The following is a 23,628-nucleotide window of genomic DNA, read 5'->3' as shown; positions in this document are numbered from 1 at the left end:
TGTTTTTTTTCGCGGGAATCTAACTCTGCCGAGACGATTAATCAGCACCATAACGCACCTGTTCAGTGCGAGCGGGACCATTTAAATGGCTGTAAATGCGCACTTTTACAGGGCTCTCGCACCACGGACGTGCTATGAGTTTTTGCGAAGGCTCTGCTCTAAAACCGTCACTTGTTCACTGTTTTTCGCACTCCTAGGATGACCCCACGAATTATCCAGCCATCGAACAGGCGTGCAAAAAATGAAAATTAAAAATGCTCTGCACAGACCCCTGGTGGTCTTTGTTCTTTTGTATCTCGGTTATGTCATTTCTTATATCGACCGCTCGGCGATTTCCCTGGCGCTGTCCCATATTGGCAAGGACTTCAATCTGGGCCCGGCAGAACTGGGTGTGGTGCTCAGCGCGTTTTATCTCGGTTATGCGGCCATGCAGATTCCCGGCGGTTGGCTGGCGGATCGCTTCGGTGCCAAGAGCGTGGTCATTGTTTCGATCAGCCTGTGGTCGATCTTCACCCTGATGACCGGGCTGGCCTGGTCCCTGGCTTCTCTGCTGGTGATCCGTTTTCTGTTCGGTCTTGGGGAGGGCAGCTACCCCTCTTCGGCGATCAAGGGGGGTGCCGAGATTTACACGCGCAAGGACCGGCCGAAGATGGCCAGCCTGATGATTTCCTCCAACTACACAGGCAGCTTCATCGCCCCCCTGATCATTGCGCCATTGATCCTCTGGCTGGGCTGGCGGGACGTGTTCCTGGCCATCGGTGTGGCCGGCATTATCTTCGCGGTAATGTACGCTGCCGTCGTCAAGCGTCCTGAGGCTTATGGCAACTATCAGCCACAAAGCGGCTCGCTGGAGGGCAAGGCCAGTACCCGGGAACTGCTGCGCATGCCGTTGCTGTGGAAGATCGTAGCCATCTGGTTCGCCCTGGGCCTGGTCAACAAGGGGCTGGATGCCTGGATGCCGATGTATCTGTTGACCGCTCGCGGACTGGATCTGAAGACCGTCGGCCTGCTGGTGCCGTTGCCCTTCATCAGTGCGGCGATCGCCACGGCCATGGGTGGCTGGCTGATGGTCAAGTACTTCGACGGTCGGGAAAAATACCTGATGACGGGTAGCTGTATCCTGACCGGGGTGTTTCTGTATGGTATGTACACTTCGCAAACCACTTCTGAAGTGATTGCCTATCAGGCCGCGGCATACTTCTTCAAATCCTTCGTGTTCGCCGCGGCGTTTGCCCTGCCGACCAAGATTCTCTCGCAGCGCCTGGTAGGTACCGGCATTGGCATGGTCAATTTCGGCGGGCAGTTGGCCGGTTTCGTATCGCCCATGGCGATCGGGTTCCTGGTGTCGTACTACAAGACTTACGATTCGGCTTTCCTGTTCCTGATTGGCGCCACGGCGGTGGCCACTCTGATCAGCATGTCCCTGAGTGCCAGCAAGATTCTCTCGGTGCAACAGGCCAACGCAAACGAGGCCTGATCATGTCACGCGTCCTCGGCAAGCCGACGGGCAATGGATTAAGCTCGACCGCCTACCGCACAGAGAAATCCATTCCCATGAGCGCTCGAACCTTGAGTGAGACCGCTGTTCGCTACTTCCTGCAAGTGGTCAACAGCGGGTCGATCAGCGAAGCAGCTGTGCGCCTGCATGTGGTGCCGTCTGCGGTCAGCCGCCAGATCAGCCGCCTGGAAAGCGAACTGGGTTCGGTGCTGTTCGAGCGCCAGTCCCGTGGTGTCAGCCTGAGTCCGGCAGGGGAGTTGCTGGCCGCCTATGCTCGCCGAACCCTGCTCGACGCCGAGCAGGTCAGCCAGGAAATCAGTGCTCTGCGGGAGCAGTCCGAATCCCTGATCAGCATCGCCTGCACCGAGGGTTTTGCCTCGCAGTGCCTGCCGGGCGCCATCGCCGGTTTTCGGGCTGCGGGCGCCGGGAGCTGTTTTCGGATCGTCGTTGCCTCGGCCCTGGAAGTGACACGGATGGTCCGTGAGGCCGAAGTGGACATCGGCTTTTCCTTCAGCCTTGGCGTGGCCAAAGACATCAGCGTGGTCTACAGCCAGCCGGCACCGATCCTGGCGGTGGTCTCGCCGGGCCATCCGCTGGCTGCCAGCGGGACCCAGGCGTTGAAACAGGTGGTCGAGCATCCGCTGGCGCTGCCGGGGCCGGACACCACGATCCGTCAGTTGCTGAACCTGTATTGCAGTCGCGAAGGGCTCAATTACAAAAGTGTTCTGGACAGTGATCACCTCGAAGCATTGTTGACGTTCTGCATGTCCGGTGCCGCGATCACGTTCTGCGGTGAGTTGTTCGTACGCGAGCGTTTGCGTCAGGGACATCTGGTGGCGCTGACCGTGCCCGAGATGTGTGGTGGCGAGCGCTCCATCGAGATCCAGACCATGGCCAGGCGGCCCTTGTCGACGCACTTGCAAGCCTTTGTCGAATACATGAAGTGCGTGTTACCCGACACCCATTACTGACCTTGAATAATCGTTGCAACTGGCATCTTTAAAAGGCATCGCAGCCTTCTAAAAATGTCGGTTGTTGCCCCGTGCGCCAATTTTTATATTGGCCGCAGACTTTTAGTTGAGAACCCTTTATGCAAACGCAGAACGAACTGGTCGGCAAGAGCGCCGTCGAGCTGAAGAAGTTGATGGACAGCCAGGAAGTCTCGCCCGTGGAATTGCTCGATGCCTGCATTGCACGTATCGAGGCGCTTAATCCGAAGATCAATGCGTTCTGCGCCACTTCTTTCGAACGTGCCCGTGAGGAAGCGCGGGCCGTCGAGCGGGCAATCATGAAAGGTCAGCCGCGCGGTCTGCTCAGTGGCCTGCCCATCGGGATCAAGGATCTGGAAGAAACCGAGGGATTGTTGACCACCTATGGTTCGCCGCTGTTTCGCGGCAATGTGCCGGCCAAGGACAACGAGCTGGTGCGGCGCTTGCGCGAGGCCGGAGCGGTGGTGGTTGGCAAGACCAACGTGCCGGAAATGGGGGCAGGGGCCAACACCCGCAATCCGGTCTGGGGTGCCACGGGGAACCCGTTCAACCCACGACTCAATGCTGGCGGTTCTTCCGGTGGCGCTGCGGCGGCCCTGGCCGTAGACATGGTGCCGCTGTGCAGCGGTTCGGATACCGGTGGCTCGTTGCGTATCCCGGCAGCCAAATGCGGGATTGTCGGCCTGCGCACTTCGCCGGGCCTGGTACCCAGCGAACGCAAGCTGTTGGGCTGGACGCCGATTTCCGTGGTTGGGCCCATGGGCCGCACGGTCGATGACACCTGGCTGCAACTGGCCGCGACAGCGGGCGTGGCCGCCAGCGACCCGTTGAGTTATGAGTTCAGCATGCCCGGTGCCGTCAGCGGTGGCGTGGACCTGTCGACCCTGCGGGTGGGCTACACCGAAGACTTCGGTGTCTGTGATGTCGATGACGATATCCGTCAGGTATTCCGTAACAAGATAGCCGCGCTCAAAGGCGTATTTGCCGTCTGTGAAGAAGTCCAGATCGACATGCAGCACGCGCATCGCTGTTTTGACGTGGTGCGTGCCGAAGCGTTTGTCGGCAGTCTGCAGGCCGCCTATGAGAAAGATCCGGACTCTCTGGGCCCCAATCCGCGCGCCAATTATGAAATGGGCGCGCAGATGTCGCTCAAGGACTGCGTCTGGGCCGGTGCCGAGCAGACCCGTATCTTTCGGCGTTTCCAGCAACTGTTCAGCCAGTATGACCTGATCCTGTCGCCGACCACGCCGGTCTCGGCGTTCCCTTGGGAGCAGCCATACCTGACCCACGTCAACGGCGTGGAACTGGAAAATTATTATCGCTGGCTGGCCCTGACCTACGTCGTCACGCTGGCGACCAACCCGGCCCTGTCCATGCCGCTGGGAGTCGATCACTTGGGCATGCCGTTCGGGATGCAACTGATCGGCAGGTTCCGTGGTGATCTGGAGCTATTGCTGGCAGCCCGCGCCCTGGAGAGTCACTGCGAGCAGAGCGCCGATCTGCGTCGCCCGCTGCCCGATCTTGAGGCCCTGGCCGCCAGTGCCGTGGACCTGTGGACGCCGGTCACCCATCCGCCGCTGGAGCAGGCCGTGAGCACTAGCGCCGGTCTCTCCGCTGTTTGATTTGCCTATTTGATGAGTTACGCACAGCCATTAAGGTGCGCGCAGTGGAGACCTGAGCATGCTTACGTCGGTGTATGGAAAAAAACTGTCGGACTGGACGCGGGAATTTCCGTTGCTGTCGGCAGTGCTGCAACTCAAGCCTGTCACCTGGTTCAACCCGGCCGTGGCGCCAATGGCCCAGGCCCTTGATGACATTGTCCTGAGGCCGGCCGATGTGGCCGATGCCAGCGCGCGCCTGCAACGTTTTGCGCCGTTCCTGGCCCAGGCATTCCCTGAGGTTGCGGTCAGCAATGGCATCATCGAGTCAGAGCTGGTCGAGGTGCCGGACTTTGCTCAGGCGCTGTGCGAACGCTATGCCGTCACCGAACCGGTCAGGTTGCTGCTGAAAAAAGACAGCCATCTGCCGATCTCCGGTTCGGTCAAGGCGCGGGGCGGGATCTACGAGGTGCTATTTCATGCCGAACAATTGGCCATCCGCCATGGCCTGCTGAGCGTCGACGATGACTACCGCAAACTCGCCGAGCCTGAATGCCAGGCGTTGTTTGCTGCGCACAAGATCGCTGTCGGCTCTACTGGCAATCTGGGCATGTCCATCGGCATCGCCGGTGCCCGTCTGGGTTTCGCGACCACCGTGCATATGTCCGCCGACGCCCGGCAATGTAAGAAAGACAAGCTGCGCAGCCATGGCGTCAGCGTTATCGAATATGCCGGAGATTACGGTCAGGCTGTTGAGCAGGGCCGCAAGGAAGCGGATGCCGATCCAGGCTGTCATTTTATCGATGACGAAAACTCTACCACGCTATTCCTCGGCTATGCGGTGGCGGGGCAGCGTCTCAAGGTGCAGTTCGAGCAGCGCGGGATCAAGGTCGATGCCGAACATCCTTTGTTCGTTTACCTGCCTTGCGGGGTGGGTGGCGGCCCTGGCGGCATCGCTTTCGGCCTGAAGCTGGCGTTTGGTGACCACGTTCACTGCGTATTTGCCGAGCCTGTTCAGTCGCCGTGCATGCTCATGGGCGTCTATACCGGATTGCACGACGGTCTGGCCGTGCAGGATTTCGGCATCAGCAATCTGACCGCTGCCGACGGACTGGCCGTGGGGCGGCCCTCAGGGTTTGTCGGCCGCTCCATGCAGCGCATGCTGGATGGTTATTACACGCTCAGCGATGAAGAGATGTTCGCCTTGCTCTACCTCATGCAGTCGACCCAGGGTATCGCTCTGGAGCCTTCAGCGCTGGCCGGGGCGCCGGGTTTTGCCAGGGTGTTGCAGGATCGGGCCTATCGTCAGCGCGTCGGGCTTGACGGGGCAGGATGCGCCAATGCCACCCATCTGATCTGGGCCACGGGTGGCGGCATGGTGCCTGAGGCCGAAATGGACAAGTACATCGTCGCCGGGCATACGCTGGTCACGGCGGGGTTGTGATGGCCTGCGGGGCCGAATTTTGCCGGCCCCGCCGTTTTTTATGCTCACACAACCGTTGCGTTCGACGGCTTACAACGCGTGGTGCTGATCCTCTTCGATCGCCTTGTCCAGAGTCTCCAGCAGCGCCTTGCGCACCTTGAGCTTGGTTTTTTTGTGCGCGCTCATGTTGATCTTCTGCAATTGCAGGGCGACGTTGCGCGCCGCTTCCGGCAACTCTTCGACGCTGACCAGCTTGTCGAAGAAGCCAGCTTCCATCGCACCTTTGGGATCGAACATCTCGCCATTGATCACCGAGCGGTTGAACGCCGATTTGCGCAGGCGATCGCGGGCCAGTTCGATGCCGACATGGTGCATGGTCATGCCGATCTGCACCTCGTTCAGGCCGATACTGAATGGGCCTTCGACACCGATGCGGTAATCCACCGACAACAGCAGGAACGCGCCCTTGGCCACGGCATGGCCAGGGCAGGCGGCGATCACCGGGAAGGGGTGTGAGAGCAGGCGGCGCGACAGGGTGGAGCCGTCCTTGACCAGATTGATCGCCGCCTCGGGGCTGGAGGTCATGACCTTGAGGTCGTAGCCGCCGGAAAGAATGCCCGGCTGACCGGTGAGGATGACCACCGCGCGATCCTTCTCGGCCTGGTCCAGCGCCGCATTCAGAGCGCTGATCACATCCGGGGAAAGGGCATTGACCTTGCCGTTGCTCAGGGTCAGCGTGGCGATGCCCTCTTGTAGCTGATACGAGACCAAATCACTCATGACGCCATTCCTTTTTATTGAAGTGTGCAGACGTTACTCACCCGCGCGGAGCAGGTAAAGCGATGACTGATGGGTCAGGATTTTTGATCGCGATGGTCAATTCTTTGGGTGCGAATTCTGTGGAAGCGGATTCATTCGCGAAGAGGCCGGTACATTCAACCCATTTCCACGGACTGTAATAATGCTTTCGCGAATGAATTCGCTCCCACGAAGAATAAATTGATCCAGTGGGTCACAGGTTGTTCGAAAGAACAGGCACCTTCGCCGTAAACAACGCCACCTTACCGACCACCTCAATCTCCACCTCGGCAAAGTGCAGCGCCAACGCCGTACGCAACCCTTCAACGCTGTCGCTGCGATTACCGAAAATCCCCTTCTTGTTGTAGACCTCCATCAGCTTGATGCCAAAACCGTTGTGCCCGGCTTCGTCGCCAAGAATGGTCGCACCGTAGAGCACGCCGCCATCGGCCAGGGCGTGCTTGAGGTTGGCAAAGACGTGGGCCTTTTCCAGCATGCTGCCGGGCAGGCAGTGCAGCAGGTAGAACAGGGAAATCGAGTCGTACTGCCCGGGCAGCTCGGCGGGCAGCGGCTGGAATATGTCGTGGCGGATGACCCGGGTGCTGGCGCGGTTCAGGCGCTTGCGGGCGGCTTCCAGGCTACTGGCGTTAAGGTCGACCAGGGTCACTGCGGTGGAGTGGGGCAGTTGCGCCTTGGCCAGGTAGTAACCGGTGCCGACGCCCACGTCCATATGGCGAAAACCCACATGGCGGCGGAAGAACGGCAGCAATACCTGGCGAGTCGGGCACTGCCAGGCCCATTGGTTGGAGATGCCCAAGACCCAGGCGTCGTAGAGTTTCAGGGTCAAGGGGGAGTAGACGGCAGCGCCTGCTTCGGTAACGGGTTTCATGGTGGCCTCGGGAGATGTGCTTCAGGCAGTCGATTAAAGGTGCTCTATTCGAGTGTGCGAATCATCGCGTGTTCAACCTGACATTACGCTGTTGCAAAGTGCGGGATTTTTGGTTTTGCCGTTGCTGATCAGATCGTCAAGTTGAGCGGGGTCAGCCTGAGCCAGATCAATGCAGCGGATCCGGTTGCCTGATAACAACTCGCGTCGCATGAAAAACCAGCGCCTTTGCAAGAAAGCGCTGGTTTTTCACATTTTGAGCATGGCAAAGTCGGGGGCCCTTAGACCCAGAGAAACGCCGTGGACTCTTCAGACTTCGAACTGGATAACCCCGTCTGGCACGCCCTGAGCGGCCCCCACGCATCTCTCGGCACTGCCACGCCACTGGCCGCCATTTACAACCCGGCGGTGTCGCGCTTTGCCGGGTTGCTTGAGCCCTCTGCCGAAGCCTTCGCCCAACTGGCAAGCCTGGTTGAACCCGAGGAAATCATCGCCCTGGACACGGCTTGGCACGTCAGCCCGTCGCCGCACTGGCAGGTGGTCAATGTCGAGAACCTTGAGCAGTTCGTCTGCGAGCAGCCCATCGCATCGGCCATTGCCGGGGCGGACAGGGTGGTGGCATTGAGCACGGCAGATGTCGAGCAGATGCTTGATCTGGCTGCCCGGACACAGCCCGGCCCGTTCAGTGCCGAGACCATTCGTTGCGGCTATTACGCGGGGGTGTGGGGGAACGCAGAATTGGTAGCCATGGCCGGTGAGCGCCTGACCTTGAACCATGCTGTGGAGATCAGCGGGGTTTGTACTGCGGCAAGCCATCGTGGCCAGGGGCTGGCCGGGACATTGGTGCAGCTGTTGGCGGCGCGGGCCCAGGGTGTGGGGAAGTTGCCGTTTTTGCATGTAAGGACCGCCAATGTTTCGGCGATCCGTCTTTATGAAATGCTCGGCTTTCGCCATCGCCGCACGATGCAGTTGACCATTCTCAAGCGCACCTCGAGGGTCTGAGGCGCAGCGAGGTCTCGTGGGAGCCGGCTTGCTGGCGATGGCGGTAAACCGGTCACCGACATTATCGCGAGCGCTTCGCACTCGATCGCCACCAAGGCGGCTCCCACAGGTTTTGCCCCGCTTAGAAATCAAACGACGTCTGCAGGTAAACCGTACGCGGTTCTCCCGCATATTTGCCCTTGTTGTTGTCATCGAACGAGCGGGTGAAGTACTCGTGGTTGAGGATGTTTTTTACCCCCACGGCAACGTTGAGGTTGGACAGCTGCGGGCCGAAGTTGTAGGCGGCGCGGCTGCTGAACAGCATGTAGCCAGGGATCTTGCCGGTGCTGCCGTCGGCGCTTTCGGCGCGGGTGTTGGCGTTGTCGGCGAACTGGTCGCTCTGGTAGCTGCTGTCCAGGTTGAGCTTCCAGCGGCCTTCGGTATAGCCCAAGCCCAGGGTGCCTTTGTGGCGTGACGAGAAGGGCACGCGATTGTCCTGGTTCGGCCCTTGCTCGCGGATGGTGGCGTCGACAAAGGCGTAGGTGGCGTAGACATCAAAACCATCGAGCAGCGGGCTCAGGCCGCTCAGACCATAGTTGATGCTGGTCTCGATCCCCTGATGGCGGGTCTTGCCCCGGGCGATCACCGTGTCGTTGGTCTGGTTGCTGTCGTACTGGTTGTTGAAGTTGATCAGGAAAGTGCCGATCTCGGCGCGCAGGTTGCCATTGTCATAGCGGGTGCCGAGTTCCCAGGTGCGGGCCTTTTCCGGTTTCACTTCGCCGCTGCTGACGCGGTTGGGCATCTGGCTGTACTGCACACTGCCGAAGGAGCCCTCGGTGTTGGCGTACAGGTTCCAGCTTTCGGTCAGGTGGTACATCACGTTCAGTGCGGGCAAGGCGGTGTTGTAGTCACCCTTGAAGTCCTCCCTGCTCAGGTTGTTGGCCTGCTCGGACTTGATCCGCTCATAGCGCACGCCCGGCGTAATCGTCCACTTGCCGATATCGATACGATCGTCGATGAAGAACGCATTGGCCTCGGTGCCGCCACGGGTGTCGCGGTCGTTGCGGCTGTCGGTGGTGGGCAGGGTATTGGAAGCGATCGGCGTGCGGAAACGCAGTTCGTGACCTGCTTCGTTGATGTAGCGGTGGCCGATGCCGACTTCATGCCAGCTGTCGCCGAGGGCAAAACCCTGAGAGAAGCGGCTCTCGATACCGCGCACCCAATACTGGCGCGGCGACAGCGAAAGGAAAGTGCCCTGATCGAGATAGCCACTGCGCAGGGTCTTGGTGAAGAAGGTATTGACCGTGAACTCACGGGCATCTTCCTGATAGCGATAGCCCATGTTGACCATGGTACGGCGGCCCCAGAACTTGTCGTTGGGACGGGTCGACTGAAAGCGATCAGCCTTGTAGTCCGCCGTGCTCAGACCGCCGGGCATATCGGCTTCGCCTTCGTAGTACTGCGCTTCGGCATTCAGGCTGTTGGCTTCGTCGATCTGGTATTTGCCCTTGAGAATCAGATCGTCGATCTGCGTATCGCTGTGCTCGCGCCAGTCACTGCCACGGGTGCCGGAGTAGAGCAGGGCGCCGCCCAGGCCGTTGTCGGCGGTGCCACCCGCGAGCAGGTTGGCGCTTTTCTTGAAGCCGTCCTGGCTGGAGGACGGGCTGATCGAAGTCTGGAAACCGCCCTTGACAGTCGGCGCATCGGGAATTGCCCGAGTGACGAAGTTGACGATCCCGCCGACGTTCTGCGGGCCGTAGCGCACGGCACCGCCGCCGCGGACCACGTCCACGGCGTCCATATTGCCCATGCTGATCGGTGCGAACGACAACTGCGGCTGGCCGTAGGGCGCGAAGGGCACGGGGATGCCGTCCATCAGCACCGTCGAGCGGGTAGCCAGGCGCGGGTTGAGGCCGCGAATGCCAAAGTTCATTGCCATGTCATGGCTGCCGGTGCCGTTGTTTTCCGGGGCATTGACGCCGGGAATGCGGTTGAGTACTTCGCGTGCGGTAGTCGCACCGCTGCGTTCGAACTCTTCGCGGCGGATCACATCACGGGCGCCGGGGTGTTCGAAGACGTTGCTCTGCTCGGCCGAACCCAGCCAGTCCCCGACCACGGTGGAGGATTCCAGCTCGACGGTTTTCGGCGTGCCATCTGCGGGCTGGGCTGCCACTGGTTGCAGGCTATAGGCATTCTCGCCCTCGACGCGGGCGTGCAGGCCGCTGCCTTCAAGCAGCATCGCCAGGCCCTGATCCGGGGTGTAGGCGCCGTTGAGGCCTTTGCTCTGCAAGCCTTGGGTCACTTGCGAGCCAAAGGAAATCAGCACGCCGGACTCACGACCAAACTGATTCAACGCCGCTTCCAAAGAACTGGGGCCGATATGATAGGCGCGGGGCTGGGCATCCTCGGCCATGGCATAGGGCAGGCTTGCCAGGCTGAGGCTGGTGCCGAGCAGCAGGCGGCGCAGGGTGTGGGCGAGCGGGGTGAGTTGTATTGACATTAAAACAGCGTCCTTCAGAGATGCGTTCAAGTGGGCATTACCCTCTTGTCACGCGAGACGCAGAAAACGGCTCACTCTAAATAAAAATAATGCTGAAAATGATTCAGGCCCGGGCAGCCCAAACACAAATCTCGTGGGAGCGTGGCTTGCCCGCGAAGGGGCCGGTACATCCGCTACATCTTCCAGGCCGGAACCACCGTATTCGCGGGCAAGCCTCGCTCTCACACTGATCATTCCAATTCAGGCTCGGGCTTCGACATTCACCCAGTAACGGGTAAAACGCCTTACCCGCACCGGCAGGCTGGTTTCCAGCAGGTCGAGAATGCGCTCGGTATCGCCCAGTGGATAACTGCCGGAAATCTGCAGGTTGGCCACGCTCGCCGCACAGTTGAGTTGCCCACGACGGTAGCGGCCCAGTTCGCCGAGGAAGTCCTCAAGGCGCATATGCGCGGCGACGAGCATGCCGTCGATCCAGGCGCCGCTATTGGCATCCAGGGGGCGGGCGGGTTGCCAGGTCAGTGGACTGAATTCGACTTGCTGGCCGCTCTCCACGGTCAGCGGGTAGCCGCGTAGCTGATTGGGACTGAGTTCGATGCGCCCACTGAATACCGACAGCCGCGTTACCCCGGCCAGTTGCCGGACATCGAAGCGCGCCGCCTGGGCGCTGACCGTGCCTTCGGCAGTAGCGACCAACAGAGGCATGGACGCCGCGCTGCTGGTCAGCATGATTTCCCCTTCCAGCAGACGCACCAGACGCTGACGAGAGTCGATGCGCACGTCCACGGCACTCGCAGTATTGAGCTGCAATTGCGTGCCATCGCTCAACTGCCGGGTACGGCGCTGACCCAACGGGCTGCGGTAATCGGCCAACAGCGGCGGCAGCCATTCGCGCTGCTGCAAGCTCAGGCCCGCAGCCGAGCCTACGCCCAACAGAAGGGCCAGTTTCAGGGCGCGACGGCGACTGGCCTGGGCCGGGGCATTCAGCGCCGCGTGGGCCAGAGACGGATTGACGCCACGCAGCCGCTGGTTGACCGCCTGGATATGCTCCCACGCCCGTTGATGGTCCGGTTGCGCGCTCAGCCACTGGCGCCAGGCCTGTTCCCGGGCGGCGCAGGGTGGGCCTTCCTGACGCTCCAGTAGCCAGTGCACGGCCTGTTCGGCGACCTGCTCGGGGATATTCATGGCCGCACTCACAGGGCGAAATAGCAGCGCATGGCTGCCTTGTGTAAATGGCGTTTGACCGTTGCCAGGGAGATCCCCAGTTGCGCGGCGATTTCGCCGTAGCTCAGGCCATCGACCTGGGCCAGCAGGAAGGCACGCTTGACCTGACCGGGCAGGCCGTCGAGCAGGCGGTCCAGCTCCATGAGAGTTTCGAGAATAATGGCGCGGTGTTCTTCCGACGGCACTTCCTGCTCAGGCAACTGCTGCAAGGCCTGGTAATAGGCGCGCTCGAGGTCCTGGCGGCGGTAGTGGTTGAACAGTACGCGCTTGGCGACGGTGGTGAGAAAGGCGCGGGGTTCATTGATGGCGTGTTCCTGCCGATTGCTCAGCAGGCGTACGAAGGTGTCCTGGGCCAGATCGGCGGCGCTATGAGGGCAGCCCAGGCGCCGTTGCAACCAACCGGTCAGCCAGTTGCGATGGTCGAGATACAGGCCTTCGACACTCGACGAGGCTGGGGGAGGGGGATGCGACACCACATGACTCCGGCGCAGCTATTGCGCATGCATTTAAGAATGATTCGCATTGTAGGGTCGTGATCGGGTGAGAGCAATGGGTGATGTGAAACGGCGTAACTTCTGCTCATGACGTCGGCGTTTATGCAGGCTGCTTCTCTCCCTATCTGGTGCGCCTCTAGACCCGCTGACAAAGGTGGGCGAGTAAGGGCTCGGAGTCAGTTCTGTGGGAGCGCCCGCCCCATCTACGACGTATTAACCGGGGGAAGGGGCAAATCTTGTGGGAGCGAATTCATTCGCGAAGGGGCCGGTAGATTCGATGCATCTTCATCGCTTGGAACACCGCTTTCGCGAATGAATTCGCTCCCACAGAATTACGTACGCACACACACACAGAAACTGCGTCCGCAACATGAAACTTGCTTGCGGGTACCAATCCCCTACCGATTTTTCACGCCGCCTTTACTTTTTCCACGGCATAGTTGGCGCCGGGCCTGTGAAACCTTCGCAGGGTTTGTGTTCCAAGGGTTTGCAGTGAATATCTTTCTTGATTCCGTGCTGTTTCTGGTGGCGTTTGTCTTGGTGATCCTGGGCCTGCGCATGGCTGTCCGTTATTTCTTCCTGACCCCCGAAGAACGACTTGGCAACGACGTGCAACGCTCCATGACCGAGCCGGTCGGGCTGATTCGTCGCCTGTTGCAGGTGGCCGGTGCAATGGCCGTGTGGCTGGTGGTGCTGGCGACCCTGGTGATGAAGTGGCCCGGTCAACTGGTACTGGACACGGCCGTCAATAACTCGCTTACGGCGTTTCGTGCGCCCTGGCTGCTGCATCTGTTTTTGCTATTGACGATCCCCGGCACGGTTATCTTCGCGACCCTGGCCGTGGCCACGGTTTCGGCGCTGCTGTTCTGGGCCGATCGGTACAAGCGCGTCATCCCCCTGTGGGTGGCATTCGTCGGCGCCGAATTCACTACCTGGGTCTTCAAATACATCGTCAACCGTACCCGGCCACCGTTTCTCGATGGCATCGTCGAACTCAACCCTTCTTTCCCCAGCGGGCACGCCACGGCTTCTACGGTGGTTCTGGGTTTTATCGGTTACATGCTGGCGAGCACGCTCACGCGCCGCCAGCAGCGGGTCGAAGTGAGTTTCTGGTTTGCGGCGGTGGTGGCTTCGGTGTGCTTGAGCCGCCTGTTCCTCAGCCTGCATTACCTCAGCGATGTGCTGGCCGGGCTGTCGATTGGTGGCATGTGGCTGTTGATCGGCATTGCCATTGCCGAGTGGCAAAAGACGCTTTCGTGGGAGCCGGCTCGCTGGCCATCGAGTGCGAAGCGCTCGCAAGAGCCGCGGTGACTGATCGGGCGCCGTCGCCAGCAGGCCAGTTCCCACGGAGATATCGTTTTCAGGCCCGCGCCTTGAGCTTATGCAGCATAAATCGATGGTCCGTCGAAAACAGCCGGCGGTAGGTCATCAGCACCGCACCCACCGTACCCAGCGCTGCCGAGGCGGCAATCAGGAACATGATCACGATCTGATAGCGCACCGCATCCACCGGGCTCTCCCCGGCCAATACCTGGCCGGTCATCATGCCCGGCAGGCTGACGATGCCCACCACGCTCATCTGGTTGAGGGTCGGGATCATCCCCGCCCGTACTGCCTGGCGCACGGCCACCTGCGCCGCTTCCCATCGCGATCCGCCCAAAGCCAGGATCATCTCCACCGTGCCGCGTCCGGAGGTGAGCTCCTGAGTCATGCGCTCGATGCCCAGGGACACGCCGGTCAGGGTATTGCCCAGAATCATGCCCAGGATCGGGATCGCATACTGCGGCTCATACCAGGGGCGAATGCGAATGACCACAAACAGCCCGATAGCCGCGATCAGCCATGAACTGACCCATACCGACACGATGCTGTCGACGTACTGCCCCTTGTAGCCACGCTTGCCGCGTCCGGCGGCAGAAATACCGGCAATCAGGGTCATCAGGCACATCAGTGGCAGTACCACATACCAATAGGCGAACTGGAAAACCCAGCCCAGCAAATAGCCGATGGCGAGCAACTGCACCACGGTCCGCACCGCAGCCACCAGTAGCTGTCGGCCCAGGCCCAGTTTCAGGACCACGGACAACAGGCCATTGATCAGGATCAGCGCGGCGGCGATGGCCAGGTCGGTGACGGAAAGATTCTGATAGTTCATTGCGCTTGGGGCCCTGTCATTACGCCAGCGTCCATGGTCCAGTGGCTGCCGCCCATGCGTCGAGCCTGGTCCAGGTCATGGGAGACCCAGATAAAGGCTCGTTCCTGCGCGGCATCAGTATTGAACCAGGCCTGTATCAGCGCTTCGATTTCCCTGGCTGATACCGGGTCCAGCGCCGCCGTAGGTTCATCCAGCAACAGCACGTCCGGGTCCAGTTGCAGGGTTCTGATCAAGGACACCACCTGTGCTTCACCGCCTGACAGATCGCCTGCGGTCTTGGCCAGAAAGCCCGTGCCTTTGCCTGCGCGATCCAGCAGCGCCCGAACCTTGTCGAGGGAGAACAACAAATGTCGTGAGGCCTTGAGGCTGTAGGGGAAACGCAGGTTATCTTCCACGGTGCCTTCAAGGAGCACTGGCCGTTGCGACAGGTAACAGACGCGACTGCGATAGTGCGGCACCTGTGCATCTGCGACAGGTTGGCCGCGCCAGAGGATTTCGCCGGAAGTTGCCCCATCCAGCAGCGCCAGAGTGCGCAGAAAAACGCTTTTCCCGGAGCCTGATGAGCCGGTGATCGCAACGTGATCGCCCTTGCGCAGGGCGAAGTGGGTAGGTTGCAAAAGCACCTGCGCACTGCCGTCGGCGACTCGCGTCAGTGCCCTGGCCTCGACCAGTATTTCACTGCTCATAGTGAATATTCCGCCATTTTTACGTGGGCAGAAATTAACATCCGGGACGTGATAGCTTCGTTAAATCCATTAGCGCCTTTCATCTAGCGAGGAGTCACCATGAGCGTCTACCTGTACGTTGAAATCACCGATAAAGACGAAGCCGCCAAAGCCCGCTATGCCGAGGTCGCTGGCGCGACCATTGAAAGCGTCGGCGGCCGCTTCCTGACCCGCGGCCCGTTGACCGCCCTACATGGCGAAAGCCCCTTCGAGCGTGGATTGATCGTTGAGTTTCCGGATCGCCAGACCGCCATTGACTGGTACAACAGCCCGGCATACCAGGCCATTCTCGAAACCCGCAACACTGCGTTTGACAGCCGCTTCGTCTTGATTGGTTGATAGAGAATTGATGTGGGACGGGCTTTAGCCGGGAAGGCTCAGGCAAGGGCGATACATTTCTATCGTCCGGCATAATATCTTCCTGGCTAAAGCCGGTCCCACAGGGAAACATCATCATTTATGAAAATCGGCGTAATTTCCGATACCCACGGCCTGCTGCGCCCCGAGGCGCTGGCGGCATTGCAGGGCTGCGAACAGATCATCCATGCGGGCGATATCGGCAAGCCCGAGATTCTTGAGCAACTGGCGGCCATCGCGCCGTTGCAGGTGGTGCGTGGCAATAACGACCTGAATCTGCCCTGGGCCGAGCGCATTGCGGACTCGCTGCGCCTGGATTTCAATGGTTGGCAGGCCTTGTTAGTGCATGACATCGCCGATGTCCCCGCCCAACTGGATACGGATATCAGGCTGGTCATCACCGGCCACTCCCACAAGCCGCGCATTGACTGGCGCGGCGAGCGTTTGTGGCTCAATCCGGGCAGCGCCGGGCCGCGACGCTTCAAGTTGCCGGTGACGCTGGCCGTGCTTGACGTGCAGGCCGGGTCAATCGAATCTCAATTGATTTCCCTGCTCGAATAAAAAACCATCCGAGGCGCCGATTTGACCCACACAGCAAATAATTGCGCGACGCCCCAGGACATCATCGAGTTCTGGAAAAGGGCCGGCCCCAAGCGCTGGTTCCGCAAAGACGATGACTTTGATCAGCTGTTTCGCGAGGCCTTTTACAGCGCCCACTTCCAGGCCGCCCGCCGTGAGCTGGAACACTGGCTGAGCGACACCGAAGGTGCTCTGGCATTGCTGCTATTGCTCGATCAATACCCGCGCAATGCCTTTCGTGGCACGGCGCATATGTTCGCCACGGATTCACTGGCCTGTCACTACGCCCGGCGCATGGTCGAGGCGGGGCTGGATAAATTGATCGAAGCGCCATTGCGGGCATTCTGCTATCTGCCTTTCGAGCACGCGGAAAACAACGACGATCAGCGTCTGGCCGTGCAACTGAATCAGGCCCTGGATCCCAAGGACTTCAAGTGGGCCAAAGAGCATGCGGCCATCATCCAGCGCTTCGGCCGTTTTCCCCATCGCAATGCGCTTTTGGGGCGGGTGAGCACTGAGGAGGAACTGGCGTTTCTCGAGGGTGGCGGTTTTTCCGGTTGAGAAGTTGCGTGCCTGATATCCCTGTTTACGCCTACAAAGCCCATTTCAGCCCAGTAATGACTTCTCCAGAAAATACCGCCCGTCGCGATTCGCAATTCTTTCTAAACTTTTACTGGGGTCAAACGTTTCTGATATCGGTGGGCGTCATCTTCGTGTCGCCATCGAGTGCTCAGCAACAGTAGGGAGGTCACGTGGCAGAATCGGTTTCGCCCGACAGGGGCACGGTGCATTACTGGTCAGGCGTATCGTTCTGGCTGACCCTGACGGTAGTCGCCGCCCTGTTACTGGCCAGCGGCTACAGTGCGCTGACCGGCGCCAGCGGTGATCATCTGCGCCTGGCCATGCTCGGTGGCACCGGCGGTTTTGCCGCGACTGCACTGGGCGCGGTGTTTGCACTGGTGCTGCGCAACATTGCCGCTCGCACTCAGGACATCATGCTGGGCTTCGCTGCGGGCATGATGCTGGCCGCCAGTTCCTTCTCTCTGATTCTGCCCGGCATCGACGCCGCGCAGGCGCTGGTCACCAACAAGGTGCTGGCCGCCGGGATCGTGGTGATTGGCCTGGGCCTTGGCGTGGCGCTGATGATCGGCCTGGACCGCTTCGTCCCCCATGAACATCAGGACCTTGGCCGCAAAGGCCCGGAAGTTCAGCGGATCAACCGGATCTGGTTGTTCGTCCTGGCGATTACCCTGCACAACCTGCCCGAAGGCATGGCTATCGGTGTCAGTTTTGCCGACGGCGATATGAAAGTCGGTCTGCCGCTGACTACCGCCATCGCCATTCAGGACATCCCGGAAGGCCTGGCCGTCGCCCTGGCCCTGCGCGTAACCGGCATCAGCGCCTGGAAAGCCGCGCTGATCGCCGTCGGCTCGGGCCTGATGGAACCCTTGGGCGCACTGATCGGCCTGGGTGTTTCCATGAGTTTTGCCCTGGGCTACCCCATCGCTCTGGGCCTGGCGGCCGGGGCGATGATCTTCGTGGTCTCCCACGAAGTGATTCCCGAGACCCACCGCAACGGCCACGAAACCCCCGCGACCCTGGGCTTGATGCTGGGGTTTGCGGTGATGATGTTTCTGGATACGGCGTTGGGTTAAATTCCCGATGCCCACCGCCATACGGCCCAGGCCAGTCCCAGCCAGGTCATCACTATCCCGGCTGCCATCCACAGGCGGCCCTTGAACACGATGCGCTGCCCGGCCATCGCCTCGGCCTGCGGGCGGCAACGTTGCTGCAGGGCTACTGGAATCAGGCGCAGGGCCAAGGCAATACCCAGGGGCAGCAGGATCGCGTCGTCCAGATAGCCCAACACCGGGATAAAGTCGGGAATCAAGTCTATCGGGCTGACGGCATAGGCCACGGTGATCAACGCAATGACTTTGGCCTGCCATGGCATATCCGCTTGGCGATAGCACAACCACAGCAGGATCAACTGGGTCTTGAGGCATCGGGCCCAGGCGTCGAGGCGTTGCATCAGGGCGGGGGCGTTCATTGGGCGGCTGTACTCAGGGTGCTGAAACACACCTGCTCATGAAAAATAAACTTCAGGTCGGGCAGGGTGGTGAACTCGCGGATCAACCGGCGATATTCCGCATCGGGATCGAGGTCGATAAATGCTTGAGGCCAGAACAGTTTGGCCAGCCATTGCGCCCCGACAATATTGAACACGCTGTTGTAGAACTGATGATTCAGCCCTTGTACGCAGGCTTGCGGCGAGGGGGCGATAGCGCTGAAGCCCGGGCGTAACATCAGCCTCTGCATTTCGCTGCGTACCCGCTGCGCATTGGCGCCGTAGCCGAACGGAATGGCGCCGACGCCTTTGCGCATGCGCTGGGTACCGGTCATCAGATACAGATCAGGCTTGCTCAGGATGAGGGTCTCCAGTGCCACGTCGGCCGCCTCGCTGCGCAGGTAGCGAGAACCCAGATTGATCGCGCCCAGACGTTCACTGAGCAGGCCCCAGCCGCTATGGCCCTGGGTATGGCAGCAGCCACCGGCCCCAGCCTGCCCGGCCCGGGCTTCGACAAATACCCTTGGCGCGGGCAGCCCTGCCGAGCGTTGCCGGAGCTCGTTCAGCTGTTGGCGATAGACATTCAGATAAGCCGTGGCCTGCTCCTCGCGGTGCAGAACGCGACCGAGCAGTTCCAGACTGCGTGGCACGTTGGCCAGCGGGTCGATTTCGTTGTCGACATAGATCAGTGGGATACCGAGGCGCTGCAACACACTGTCGAGCACGGTGTTCTCGATGGCTGCCCGGGCGCTGAGGCGCGCGACGATCAGGTCGGGATGCGTGCGCAACAGGCTTTCGATATCCAGCTGGCCGCTCTGGGGGAAATCGATGTCCTGCACCTGCAAGGCCTGCGGCCAGCGCTGGCCGACCACTTTCCACAGCGCCGGGTCGGAACTGGCCAGGTTATTGTCCCAGGCGACGATGTTCGCCAGAGGGTTTTCCCGCTCCAACAGGGCCATGGACAGCAGGTCGTTGCTGTCCTGCAGGACGATGCGCTGCGGCGCATGGATCAGGGTGACGCTGCGCTCGGCCAGGTCGGTGACGGTCAGGGGATAGTCAGCAGCTGGCAGACCTGAACAGAACAGCCACAGCAGCAGTATCCAGCGATTCATGACACCGACCCGTCAACATGAATCTGCACCCGGCCGTGGCTGCAGGGCTCGACCCGCGCCTGTACCCGATAGACCTGTTTCAGCATGGCCGGTGTCAGGGTCTGCTCGGGCGTGCCTGCGGCGTACAGTTGACCCTGTTGCAGCACCATGATGCGGTCGGCCCAGCGTGCGGCCAGGCCCAGGTCGTGCAGCACGACAACGACAATGCGTTGCTGATCGGCGAGCCGGCGGACCATGCTCATTACATCGTTCTGATAGCGCAGGTCGAGGGCGCTGGTCGGCTCATCGAGCAATAGCAGACGCGGCTGGCGAATCACCGCCTGGGCCAGGCTGACCATCTGCCGCTGGCCGCCGGAAAGACTCTCCAGCGGATGCAGGGCCAGGTGCAGGATGCCCAGTTGCTCCAGCACCGCGCAGGCCTTTTCCTGCTGTTGATGTGCACTGCCGCTAACGGCCAATGGGTCGCCGCCGCGCAGGGCGCCGAGCAGGGTTTCCAGCACGCTGAGGGCGATGCCATCCGGCAGGGTCTGGGGCATGAAGCCGACCACGGCCGCCCGCTCGCGACGGGTGCAACTCAACAGGTCCAGTTCACCCAGACGGATCTCGCCACTGGCCTTCAACAGCCCGGCCAGACAGCGCAGCAGGGTGGATTTGCCCGCGCCATTGGGGCCGACTAGCGCTACCACCTGGCCCGGTTCGATATTCGGCAGATCAATGCCATGCAGCACTGTACTGCGTTTATAGCCGACGCTCAGTTGGCGTACCTGCAACAGGCTCATGACTTGCCCCGCTTGAGGATCAGGGCCATGAACAGCGGCACACCGACCACGGCGGTGACGATGCCGATAGGCAGCACGACGCCTGGTATCAGTTGTTTGCTGACAATGGCCGACAACGACATGATCAACGCACCCGTCATGGCGCTGACCGGCAGGAAAAAACGGTGGTCTTCGCCGATCAGCATTCGCGCAATGTGTGGCCCGACCAGGCCAATAAAGCCGATGGTGCCAACGAACGCCACTGCTGTAGCCGCCAACAGGCTGATGCGCAGCAACGCGCCCAGTCGCAGGCGGGCGACATCGATGCCCAGTGTGGCGGCACGTTCATCGCCCAGTCGCAGGGTGGTCATCTGCCAGGCTGCGCGCAGGCTGAACGGCAGAGCCAACAGCAGCACTGCACCGAGGGTTTGCACCGCTGGCCAACTGACCCGGTTCAAGCTGCCCATGCTCCAGAATACCAGTTGTTGCAGGGCGTCGGCCGAGGCGAGGTATTGCAGCAGCGCAACCATGGCGTTGAAGCTGAACACCAGGGCGATGCCAAACAGCACCAGCGATTGCACACCCCCAGTGACACTGGCCACCGCCTGTAATAGCAGCACCGAGGCAAAGGCGAAGACAAAGGCATTGGTGGTGATCAGCCAGCTACCGGGGATCCCGGGAATGCCCAGGTCGAGGACAATGGCCAGGGCCGCGCCGAACGATGCCGCCGATGACACCCCCAGGGTAAAGGGGCTGGCCAGGGGATTATTGAGGATGGTCTGCATTTCCGCCCCGGCCAGGGACAGCGCCGCACCCACCAGCACCGCCATCAGGGCGAAGGGCAGGCGCAGCTCGCGGACGATGACCTGGGTGTCGGCGTCCACCCGTGCCGGGTCGAAGATCGCTAACAGCACGTCCATGGCGGCAAAGTGCGTGCTGCCGAGCATGATGTCCGCCAGCAGGCAGGTCAGCAGCGCCAGCAGCAGCCCGGCGCAGATCCACAGACGCTTGCGCAGGATCCGGCCATAGGCGATGTGCAGCGATCGGGCGTCCACCAGCGGCGCGGATCGACTCAAAACTTCACGCTCAGGGTCGCGACTGCCGACGCCGGTGCCCCGGCGTAGTTGCCATCGGTGCCGGCGACGGTCTCGATGTATTTACGGTCGGTGAGGTTACGCCCGTTCAGGGAAATCCGCGTCTTGTCGTTGATGTCGTAGAACACGCTGGCATCGAGTCGCGCATAGCCGCTGACGTCATAGCTGTTATTGATATCGCCCTGGCGCTCGCCGACGGCGATCACTCCCGCGCCGAAGCCCAGACCGCGCAGTGGGCCTTCCTGCAATTGGTAGCTGGACCAGATCGAGCCACTCATGATCGGCACGCCGTCAAGGCGATTGCCGGTCTTGATCACGGTGTCCTTGGTCACTTCGGCGTTCAGCGCGCTGATATTGCCGATGATCTGCCAGCCGTCCAGCGGCGTGCCGCTGACGTCCAGTTCGACGCCGCGCACCCGCTGCTCGCCGGTCTGTACTGAATAGTTATCATCGGTAGGGTCCGGGGCAGCGACGTTCTCGCGGGTAATTTCGAATACCGACAACGTCGCGCTGAGGCGATCGGGTATCAGGTCGAACTTGGCGCCGATTTCATACTGCTTACCCTCCTCAGGGTCCAGGGTGCTGCCGCTGCGCTGGATATCACTCTGGGGCGTGAACGAAGTGCTGTAGCTGGCGTAAAGCGCCAGCCAGTCGGTGGGCTGATAGACCAGACCGAGCCGTGGTGACACTTTGGATGGATCGATATTGGTCTTGGTGACGGCATAGTCGGCGTCGGTGGTGCTGTTGCGCTGGCGTGTGTCGTCGTAACGAGCGCCAACAATCAGCTTCCACTGGTCATTGAGATCGATCTGGTCTTGCAGGTAAAAACTGTAGGACTCGACTTTGTAGTCAGTTTCTTCGTTGAAGGCGAAGCGTCCCGGCTGGGCGCCGTAGACGGGGTTGAAGATATCGATGGACGCCAGGGAAGCGCGGTCGCTGTAGACATTGCGCTTGCCGTCGATGTACTCGAAACCGGCCAGGGCCGTGTGCTTCAGGCCGCCAGTGGCGAAGCGCGCGATGGCCTCCAATTGCATATCCAGGGTCTTGATTCGTTCGTCGCCATCGGTCGCACGCCTGGACAGAGTCCGGCCGTCGGAACCGAGGGTGCGCAGGTCGACTACGTAGCGGTCCTTGTGCGATTGGTCCCAGCGACTCATCTGGCTCAGGGTCAGCCAGTCATTGACGTCATGCTCGGCGCGATACCAGACCGAGACTTTGTCAGCCTTGTCCCGAGACCAGGGCTCATGCAGATAGCGGTCGGCGTTCATGCTGATCTTGCCGTTCTGCGGGATCAGGCCGCGGTCGAATGGACTAGTTTGGTCGATGTAATCAAGGCCTGCGTCGACCCGGGTCGAATCACTGGGCTCCCAGCGCAGGGTTGGCGCCACGTAGGTGCGGTTGCTGTCGCGGAAAGTATCGCGCCAACCGCGGCTGGTCTGGGTTGCAACGGCGATGCCGCCAGCAAGGGTTTTGGCTTCGTCCAGTGGGCCGCTGGCATTGGCTTCAAGCCGATAGAAATCATAGGAGCCGACCTGGGTGCTGATCTGTGCCTCGGGGCTAAAGCCGGGTCGACGGGTTACCAGATTGATCAGCCCACCGGGATTGCCGCGCCCGTACAACACCGAAGCCGGACCTTTGAGCACTTCTACACGCTCGACGTTCGCCAGGTCGCGCAACGCTTCCGGGCGGGACACCAGAGGGTTGATCAGCATGCCGTCGACCGCATAGGTGGTGGCTTTGAATCCTCGAATAACGAAGCTTTCCGATGAGCCACCATGGCTATTGCCGCGCTGCACGCTGCTGACGTTGGTCAGGGCATCGCCCAGGTTATTGACCTGCTGGTCTTGCAGTACTTGCCGCGAGACCACCTGGATCGATTGCGGGATATCGCGCAAGGCTGTGTCGGTCTTGCTTCCGGTCGCGCTGCGTGTTGCCCGGTAACCCGGCACTGGGCCGTCGGCTAGTTCGACGAAGCCACTGGCTACGACGCTGGACGGCGCCAGGTTCACCGCGCCGCCGGTCGGCTGTGGAAACAGCAACAAGGTACGTTCTTGCGTCAGCGACCAACCCAGCCCGGAATCCCTGAGCAGTTGTGTCAGCGCTTCGCTTTCGCTCATCTGGCCGGTTACCGCAGGCGCCGTCTTGCCCAGGGCCAATGCTGCGTCGAAGCTCAATTGCAGATTGTTCTGCCGGGCGAATTGAGCCAGGGCCGATGCCAGAGGCTGCGGGCCCATGGCATAGCGCGCAGTACGGGGCTGATCCGGTGCTTCAGCGGCCCAGGCGCCGCCTATCGGCAGTACGAACAACAGGGCCAGAGACGGCAGAGCAGGGAGACGCGACATTGATACAATCCTTCATACGTCTGAATTACATTTGAGAAAAATTCTCAAAC

Annotated in this window: 22 protein-coding genes; 10 read left to right on the top strand and 12 right to left on the bottom strand. The window is 60.9% G+C overall.

Going from position 1 to position 23,628, the window contains the following annotated elements; genetic code table 11:
* Positions 1 to 241: 241 nt before the first annotated feature.
* The 4 genes from M2401_RS09750 (at position 242) to M2401_RS09735 (ending at position 5,529) form a co-directional block, all read left to right on the top strand.
* A complete protein-coding gene (locus M2401_RS09750) occupies positions 242 to 1,477 on the top strand; it encodes an MFS transporter (RefSeq protein ID WP_259102097.1) in 1,236 nt (411 codons plus the stop codon).
* Positions 1,478 to 1,479: 2 nt separating this feature from the next.
* Entirely contained in the window at positions 1,480 to 2,469 is a 990-nt protein-coding gene (locus M2401_RS09745) for a LysR family transcriptional regulator (protein ID WP_259102094.1), read from the top strand.
* Positions 2,470 to 2,588: 119 nt separating this feature from the next.
* On the top strand, positions 2,589 to 4,109 hold the full coding sequence (locus tag M2401_RS09740) for an amidase (protein ID WP_259102092.1): 1,521 nt from the start codon (positions 2,589 to 2,591) through the stop codon (positions 4,107 to 4,109).
* Positions 4,110 to 4,167: 58 nt separating this feature from the next.
* Complete coding sequence (locus M2401_RS09735) at positions 4,168 to 5,529, top strand: D-serine ammonia-lyase (RefSeq protein WP_259102089.1); 1,362 nt, start codon at positions 4,168 to 4,170, stop codon at positions 5,527 to 5,529.
* Positions 5,530 to 5,598: 69 nt separating this feature from the next.
* Here M2401_RS09735 and M2401_RS09730 read toward each other — a convergent pair whose 3' ends face one another.
* Positions 5,599 to 6,288 (bottom strand): crotonase/enoyl-CoA hydratase family protein, encoded by a 690-nt coding sequence (locus tag M2401_RS09730; protein WP_259102085.1) that lies wholly within the window; start codon positions 6,286 to 6,288, stop codon positions 5,599 to 5,601.
* Between the two features lie 232 nt (positions 6,289 to 6,520).
* Positions 6,521 to 7,195, bottom strand: a complete 675-nt coding sequence (locus tag M2401_RS09725; protein ID WP_259102083.1) for a class I SAM-dependent methyltransferase — start codon at positions 7,193 to 7,195, stop codon at positions 6,521 to 6,523.
* 297 nt (positions 7,196 to 7,492) lie between these two features.
* Here M2401_RS09725 and M2401_RS09720 point away from each other — a divergent pair, with 297 nt between their 5' ends.
* Positions 7,493 to 8,194 (top strand): GNAT family N-acetyltransferase, encoded by a 702-nt coding sequence (locus M2401_RS09720; protein WP_259102080.1) that lies wholly within the window; start codon positions 7,493 to 7,495, stop codon positions 8,192 to 8,194.
* 121 nt (positions 8,195 to 8,315) lie between these two features.
* Here M2401_RS09720 and fecA read toward each other — a convergent pair whose 3' ends face one another.
* From fecA to M2401_RS09705, 3 genes are all read right to left on the bottom strand, one after another.
* Positions 8,316 to 10,673: a TonB-dependent Fe(3+) dicitrate receptor FecA gene (gene fecA / locus M2401_RS09715; protein ID WP_259102078.1), complete on the bottom strand. Its 2,358-nt coding sequence runs from the start codon at positions 10,671 to 10,673 to the stop codon at positions 8,316 to 8,318.
* 240 nt (positions 10,674 to 10,913) lie between these two features.
* Positions 10,914 to 11,855 carry a FecR domain-containing protein gene (locus tag M2401_RS09710; protein ID WP_259102075.1) on the bottom strand — a complete coding sequence of 314 codons (942 nt, stop codon included), beginning with the start codon at positions 11,853 to 11,855 and terminating at the stop codon, positions 10,914 to 10,916.
* Between the two features lie 8 nt (positions 11,856 to 11,863).
* Entirely contained in the window at positions 11,864 to 12,367 is a 504-nt protein-coding gene (locus M2401_RS09705) for a sigma-70 family RNA polymerase sigma factor (protein ID WP_409033902.1), read from the bottom strand.
* Between the two features lie 513 nt (positions 12,368 to 12,880).
* On the opposite strand from M2401_RS09705, the gene M2401_RS09700 reads away from it, so the two are divergent.
* On the top strand, positions 12,881 to 13,699 hold the full coding sequence (locus M2401_RS09700) for a phosphatase PAP2 family protein (RefSeq protein WP_259102070.1): 819 nt from the start codon (positions 12,881 to 12,883) through the stop codon (positions 13,697 to 13,699).
* A gap of 49 nt (positions 13,700 to 13,748) precedes the next feature.
* On the opposite strand, the gene M2401_RS09695 is transcribed toward M2401_RS09700, so the two are convergent.
* The gene (locus tag M2401_RS09695; protein ID WP_259102068.1) at positions 13,749 to 14,543 is read right to left on the bottom strand and encodes an ABC transporter permease; all 795 of its coding nucleotides are present in this window, start codon (positions 14,541 to 14,543) and stop codon (positions 13,749 to 13,751) included.
* Positions 14,540 to 15,229 carry an ATP-binding cassette domain-containing protein gene (locus M2401_RS09690; RefSeq protein WP_259102065.1) on the bottom strand — a complete coding sequence of 230 codons (690 nt, stop codon included), beginning with the start codon at positions 15,227 to 15,229 and terminating at the stop codon, positions 14,540 to 14,542. Before M2401_RS09690 ends, M2401_RS09695 begins: the two co-directional genes overlap by 4 nt.
* A 99-nt stretch (positions 15,230 to 15,328) precedes the next feature.
* Here M2401_RS09690 and M2401_RS09685 point away from each other — a divergent pair, with 99 nt between their 5' ends.
* The 4 genes from M2401_RS09685 to M2401_RS09670 all read left to right on the top strand — a co-directional run bounded on the left by M2401_RS09685 (position 15,329) and on the right by M2401_RS09670 (position 17,859).
* The gene (locus tag M2401_RS09685; protein WP_259102064.1) at positions 15,329 to 15,607 is read left to right on the top strand and encodes a DUF1330 domain-containing protein; all 279 of its coding nucleotides are present in this window, start codon (positions 15,329 to 15,331) and stop codon (positions 15,605 to 15,607) included.
* A gap of 120 nt (positions 15,608 to 15,727) precedes the next feature.
* Positions 15,728 to 16,186, top strand: a complete 459-nt coding sequence (locus M2401_RS09680; protein WP_259102062.1) for a metallophosphoesterase family protein — start codon at positions 15,728 to 15,730, stop codon at positions 16,184 to 16,186.
* 21 nt (positions 16,187 to 16,207) lie between these two features.
* The gene (locus M2401_RS09675) at positions 16,208 to 16,765 is read left to right on the top strand and encodes a DUF924 family protein (protein WP_259102059.1); all 558 of its coding nucleotides are present in this window, start codon (positions 16,208 to 16,210) and stop codon (positions 16,763 to 16,765) included.
* Between the two features lie 191 nt (positions 16,766 to 16,956).
* Positions 16,957 to 17,859 carry a ZIP family metal transporter gene (locus M2401_RS09670; RefSeq protein WP_409033901.1) on the top strand — a complete coding sequence of 301 codons (903 nt, stop codon included), beginning with the start codon at positions 16,957 to 16,959 and terminating at the stop codon, positions 17,857 to 17,859.
* Here the strand turns inward: M2401_RS09670 and M2401_RS09665 are convergent.
* Genes M2401_RS09665 through M2401_RS09645 form a run of 5 tightly spaced genes read right to left on the bottom strand, consistent with a single transcriptional unit; the run spans position 17,856 to position 23,578 of the window.
* Positions 17,856 to 18,254 carry a YkvA family protein gene (locus M2401_RS09665; RefSeq protein WP_259102056.1) on the bottom strand — a complete coding sequence of 133 codons (399 nt, stop codon included), beginning with the start codon at positions 18,252 to 18,254 and terminating at the stop codon, positions 17,856 to 17,858. The genes M2401_RS09670 and M2401_RS09665 overlap by 4 nt on opposite strands.
* Positions 18,251 to 19,384 (bottom strand): ABC transporter substrate-binding protein, encoded by a 1,134-nt coding sequence (locus M2401_RS09660; RefSeq protein ID WP_259102053.1) that lies wholly within the window; start codon positions 19,382 to 19,384, stop codon positions 18,251 to 18,253. The genes M2401_RS09665 and M2401_RS09660 overlap by 4 nt, the downstream gene beginning before the upstream one ends.
* The gene (locus M2401_RS09655) at positions 19,381 to 20,163 is read right to left on the bottom strand and encodes an ABC transporter ATP-binding protein (protein WP_259102050.1); all 783 of its coding nucleotides are present in this window, start codon (positions 20,161 to 20,163) and stop codon (positions 19,381 to 19,383) included. The genes M2401_RS09660 and M2401_RS09655 overlap by 4 nt, the downstream gene beginning before the upstream one ends.
* Entirely contained in the window at positions 20,160 to 21,218 is a 1,059-nt protein-coding gene (locus M2401_RS09650; RefSeq protein WP_409033900.1) for a FecCD family ABC transporter permease, read from the bottom strand. Before M2401_RS09650 ends, M2401_RS09655 begins: the two co-directional genes overlap by 4 nt.
* Positions 21,215 to 23,578 (bottom strand): TonB-dependent receptor, encoded by a 2,364-nt coding sequence (locus M2401_RS09645; RefSeq protein ID WP_259102048.1) that lies wholly within the window; start codon positions 23,576 to 23,578, stop codon positions 21,215 to 21,217. Before M2401_RS09645 ends, M2401_RS09650 begins: the two co-directional genes overlap by 4 nt.
* Positions 23,579 to 23,628: the final 50 nt, after the last annotated feature.

The sequence above is a fragment of the Pseudomonas sp. JUb42 genome (assembly GCF_024807945.1).
Classification (GTDB): domain Bacteria; phylum Pseudomonadota; class Gammaproteobacteria; order Pseudomonadales; family Pseudomonadaceae; genus Aquipseudomonas.
This window is presented reverse-complemented; position numbering and strand designations above follow the sequence as displayed.

What these genes read in the sequence shown, in the direction of transcription:
- M2401_RS09750 (WP_259102097.1), top strand. Translation starts at nt 242, where the DNA reads ATGAAAATTAAAAATGCTCTGCACAGACCCCTGGTGGTCTTTGTTCTT.
- M2401_RS09745 (WP_259102094.1), top strand. Translation starts at nt 1,480, where the DNA reads ATGTCACGCGTCCTCGGCAAGCCGACGGGCAATGGATTAAGCTCGACC.
- M2401_RS09740 (WP_259102092.1), top strand. Translation starts at nt 2,589, where the DNA reads ATGCAAACGCAGAACGAACTGGTCGGCAAGAGCGCCGTCGAGCTGAAG.
- M2401_RS09735 (WP_259102089.1), top strand. Translation starts at nt 4,168, where the DNA reads ATGCTTACGTCGGTGTATGGAAAAAAACTGTCGGACTGGACGCGGGAA.
- M2401_RS09730 (WP_259102085.1), bottom strand. Translation starts at nt 6,288, where the DNA reads ATGAGTGATTTGGTCTCGTATCAGCTACAAGAGGGCATCGCCACGCTG.
- M2401_RS09725 (WP_259102083.1), bottom strand. Translation starts at nt 7,195, where the DNA reads ATGAAACCCGTTACCGAAGCAGGCGCTGCCGTCTACTCCCCCTTGACC.
- fecA (WP_259102078.1), bottom strand. Translation starts at nt 10,673, where the DNA reads ATGTCAATACAACTCACCCCGCTCGCCCACACCCTGCGCCGCCTGCTG.
- M2401_RS09710 (WP_259102075.1), bottom strand. Translation starts at nt 11,855, where the DNA reads ATGAATATCCCCGAGCAGGTCGCCGAACAGGCCGTGCACTGGCTACTG.
- M2401_RS09695 (WP_259102068.1), bottom strand. Translation starts at nt 14,543, where the DNA reads ATGAACTATCAGAATCTTTCCGTCACCGACCTGGCCATCGCCGCCGCG.
- M2401_RS09690 (WP_259102065.1), bottom strand. Translation starts at nt 15,229, where the DNA reads ATGAGCAGTGAAATACTGGTCGAGGCCAGGGCACTGACGCGAGTCGCC.
- M2401_RS09685 (WP_259102064.1), top strand. Translation starts at nt 15,329, where the DNA reads ATGAGCGTCTACCTGTACGTTGAAATCACCGATAAAGACGAAGCCGCC.
- M2401_RS09680 (WP_259102062.1), top strand. Translation starts at nt 15,728, where the DNA reads ATGAAAATCGGCGTAATTTCCGATACCCACGGCCTGCTGCGCCCCGAG.
- M2401_RS09665 (WP_259102056.1), bottom strand. Translation starts at nt 18,254, where the DNA reads ATGAACGCCCCCGCCCTGATGCAACGCCTCGACGCCTGGGCCCGATGC.
- M2401_RS09660 (WP_259102053.1), bottom strand. Translation starts at nt 19,384, where the DNA reads ATGAATCGCTGGATACTGCTGCTGTGGCTGTTCTGTTCAGGTCTGCCA.
- M2401_RS09655 (WP_259102050.1), bottom strand. Translation starts at nt 20,163, where the DNA reads ATGAGCCTGTTGCAGGTACGCCAACTGAGCGTCGGCTATAAACGCAGT.
- M2401_RS09645 (WP_259102048.1), bottom strand. Translation starts at nt 23,578, where the DNA reads ATGTCGCGTCTCCCTGCTCTGCCGTCTCTGGCCCTGTTGTTCGTACTG.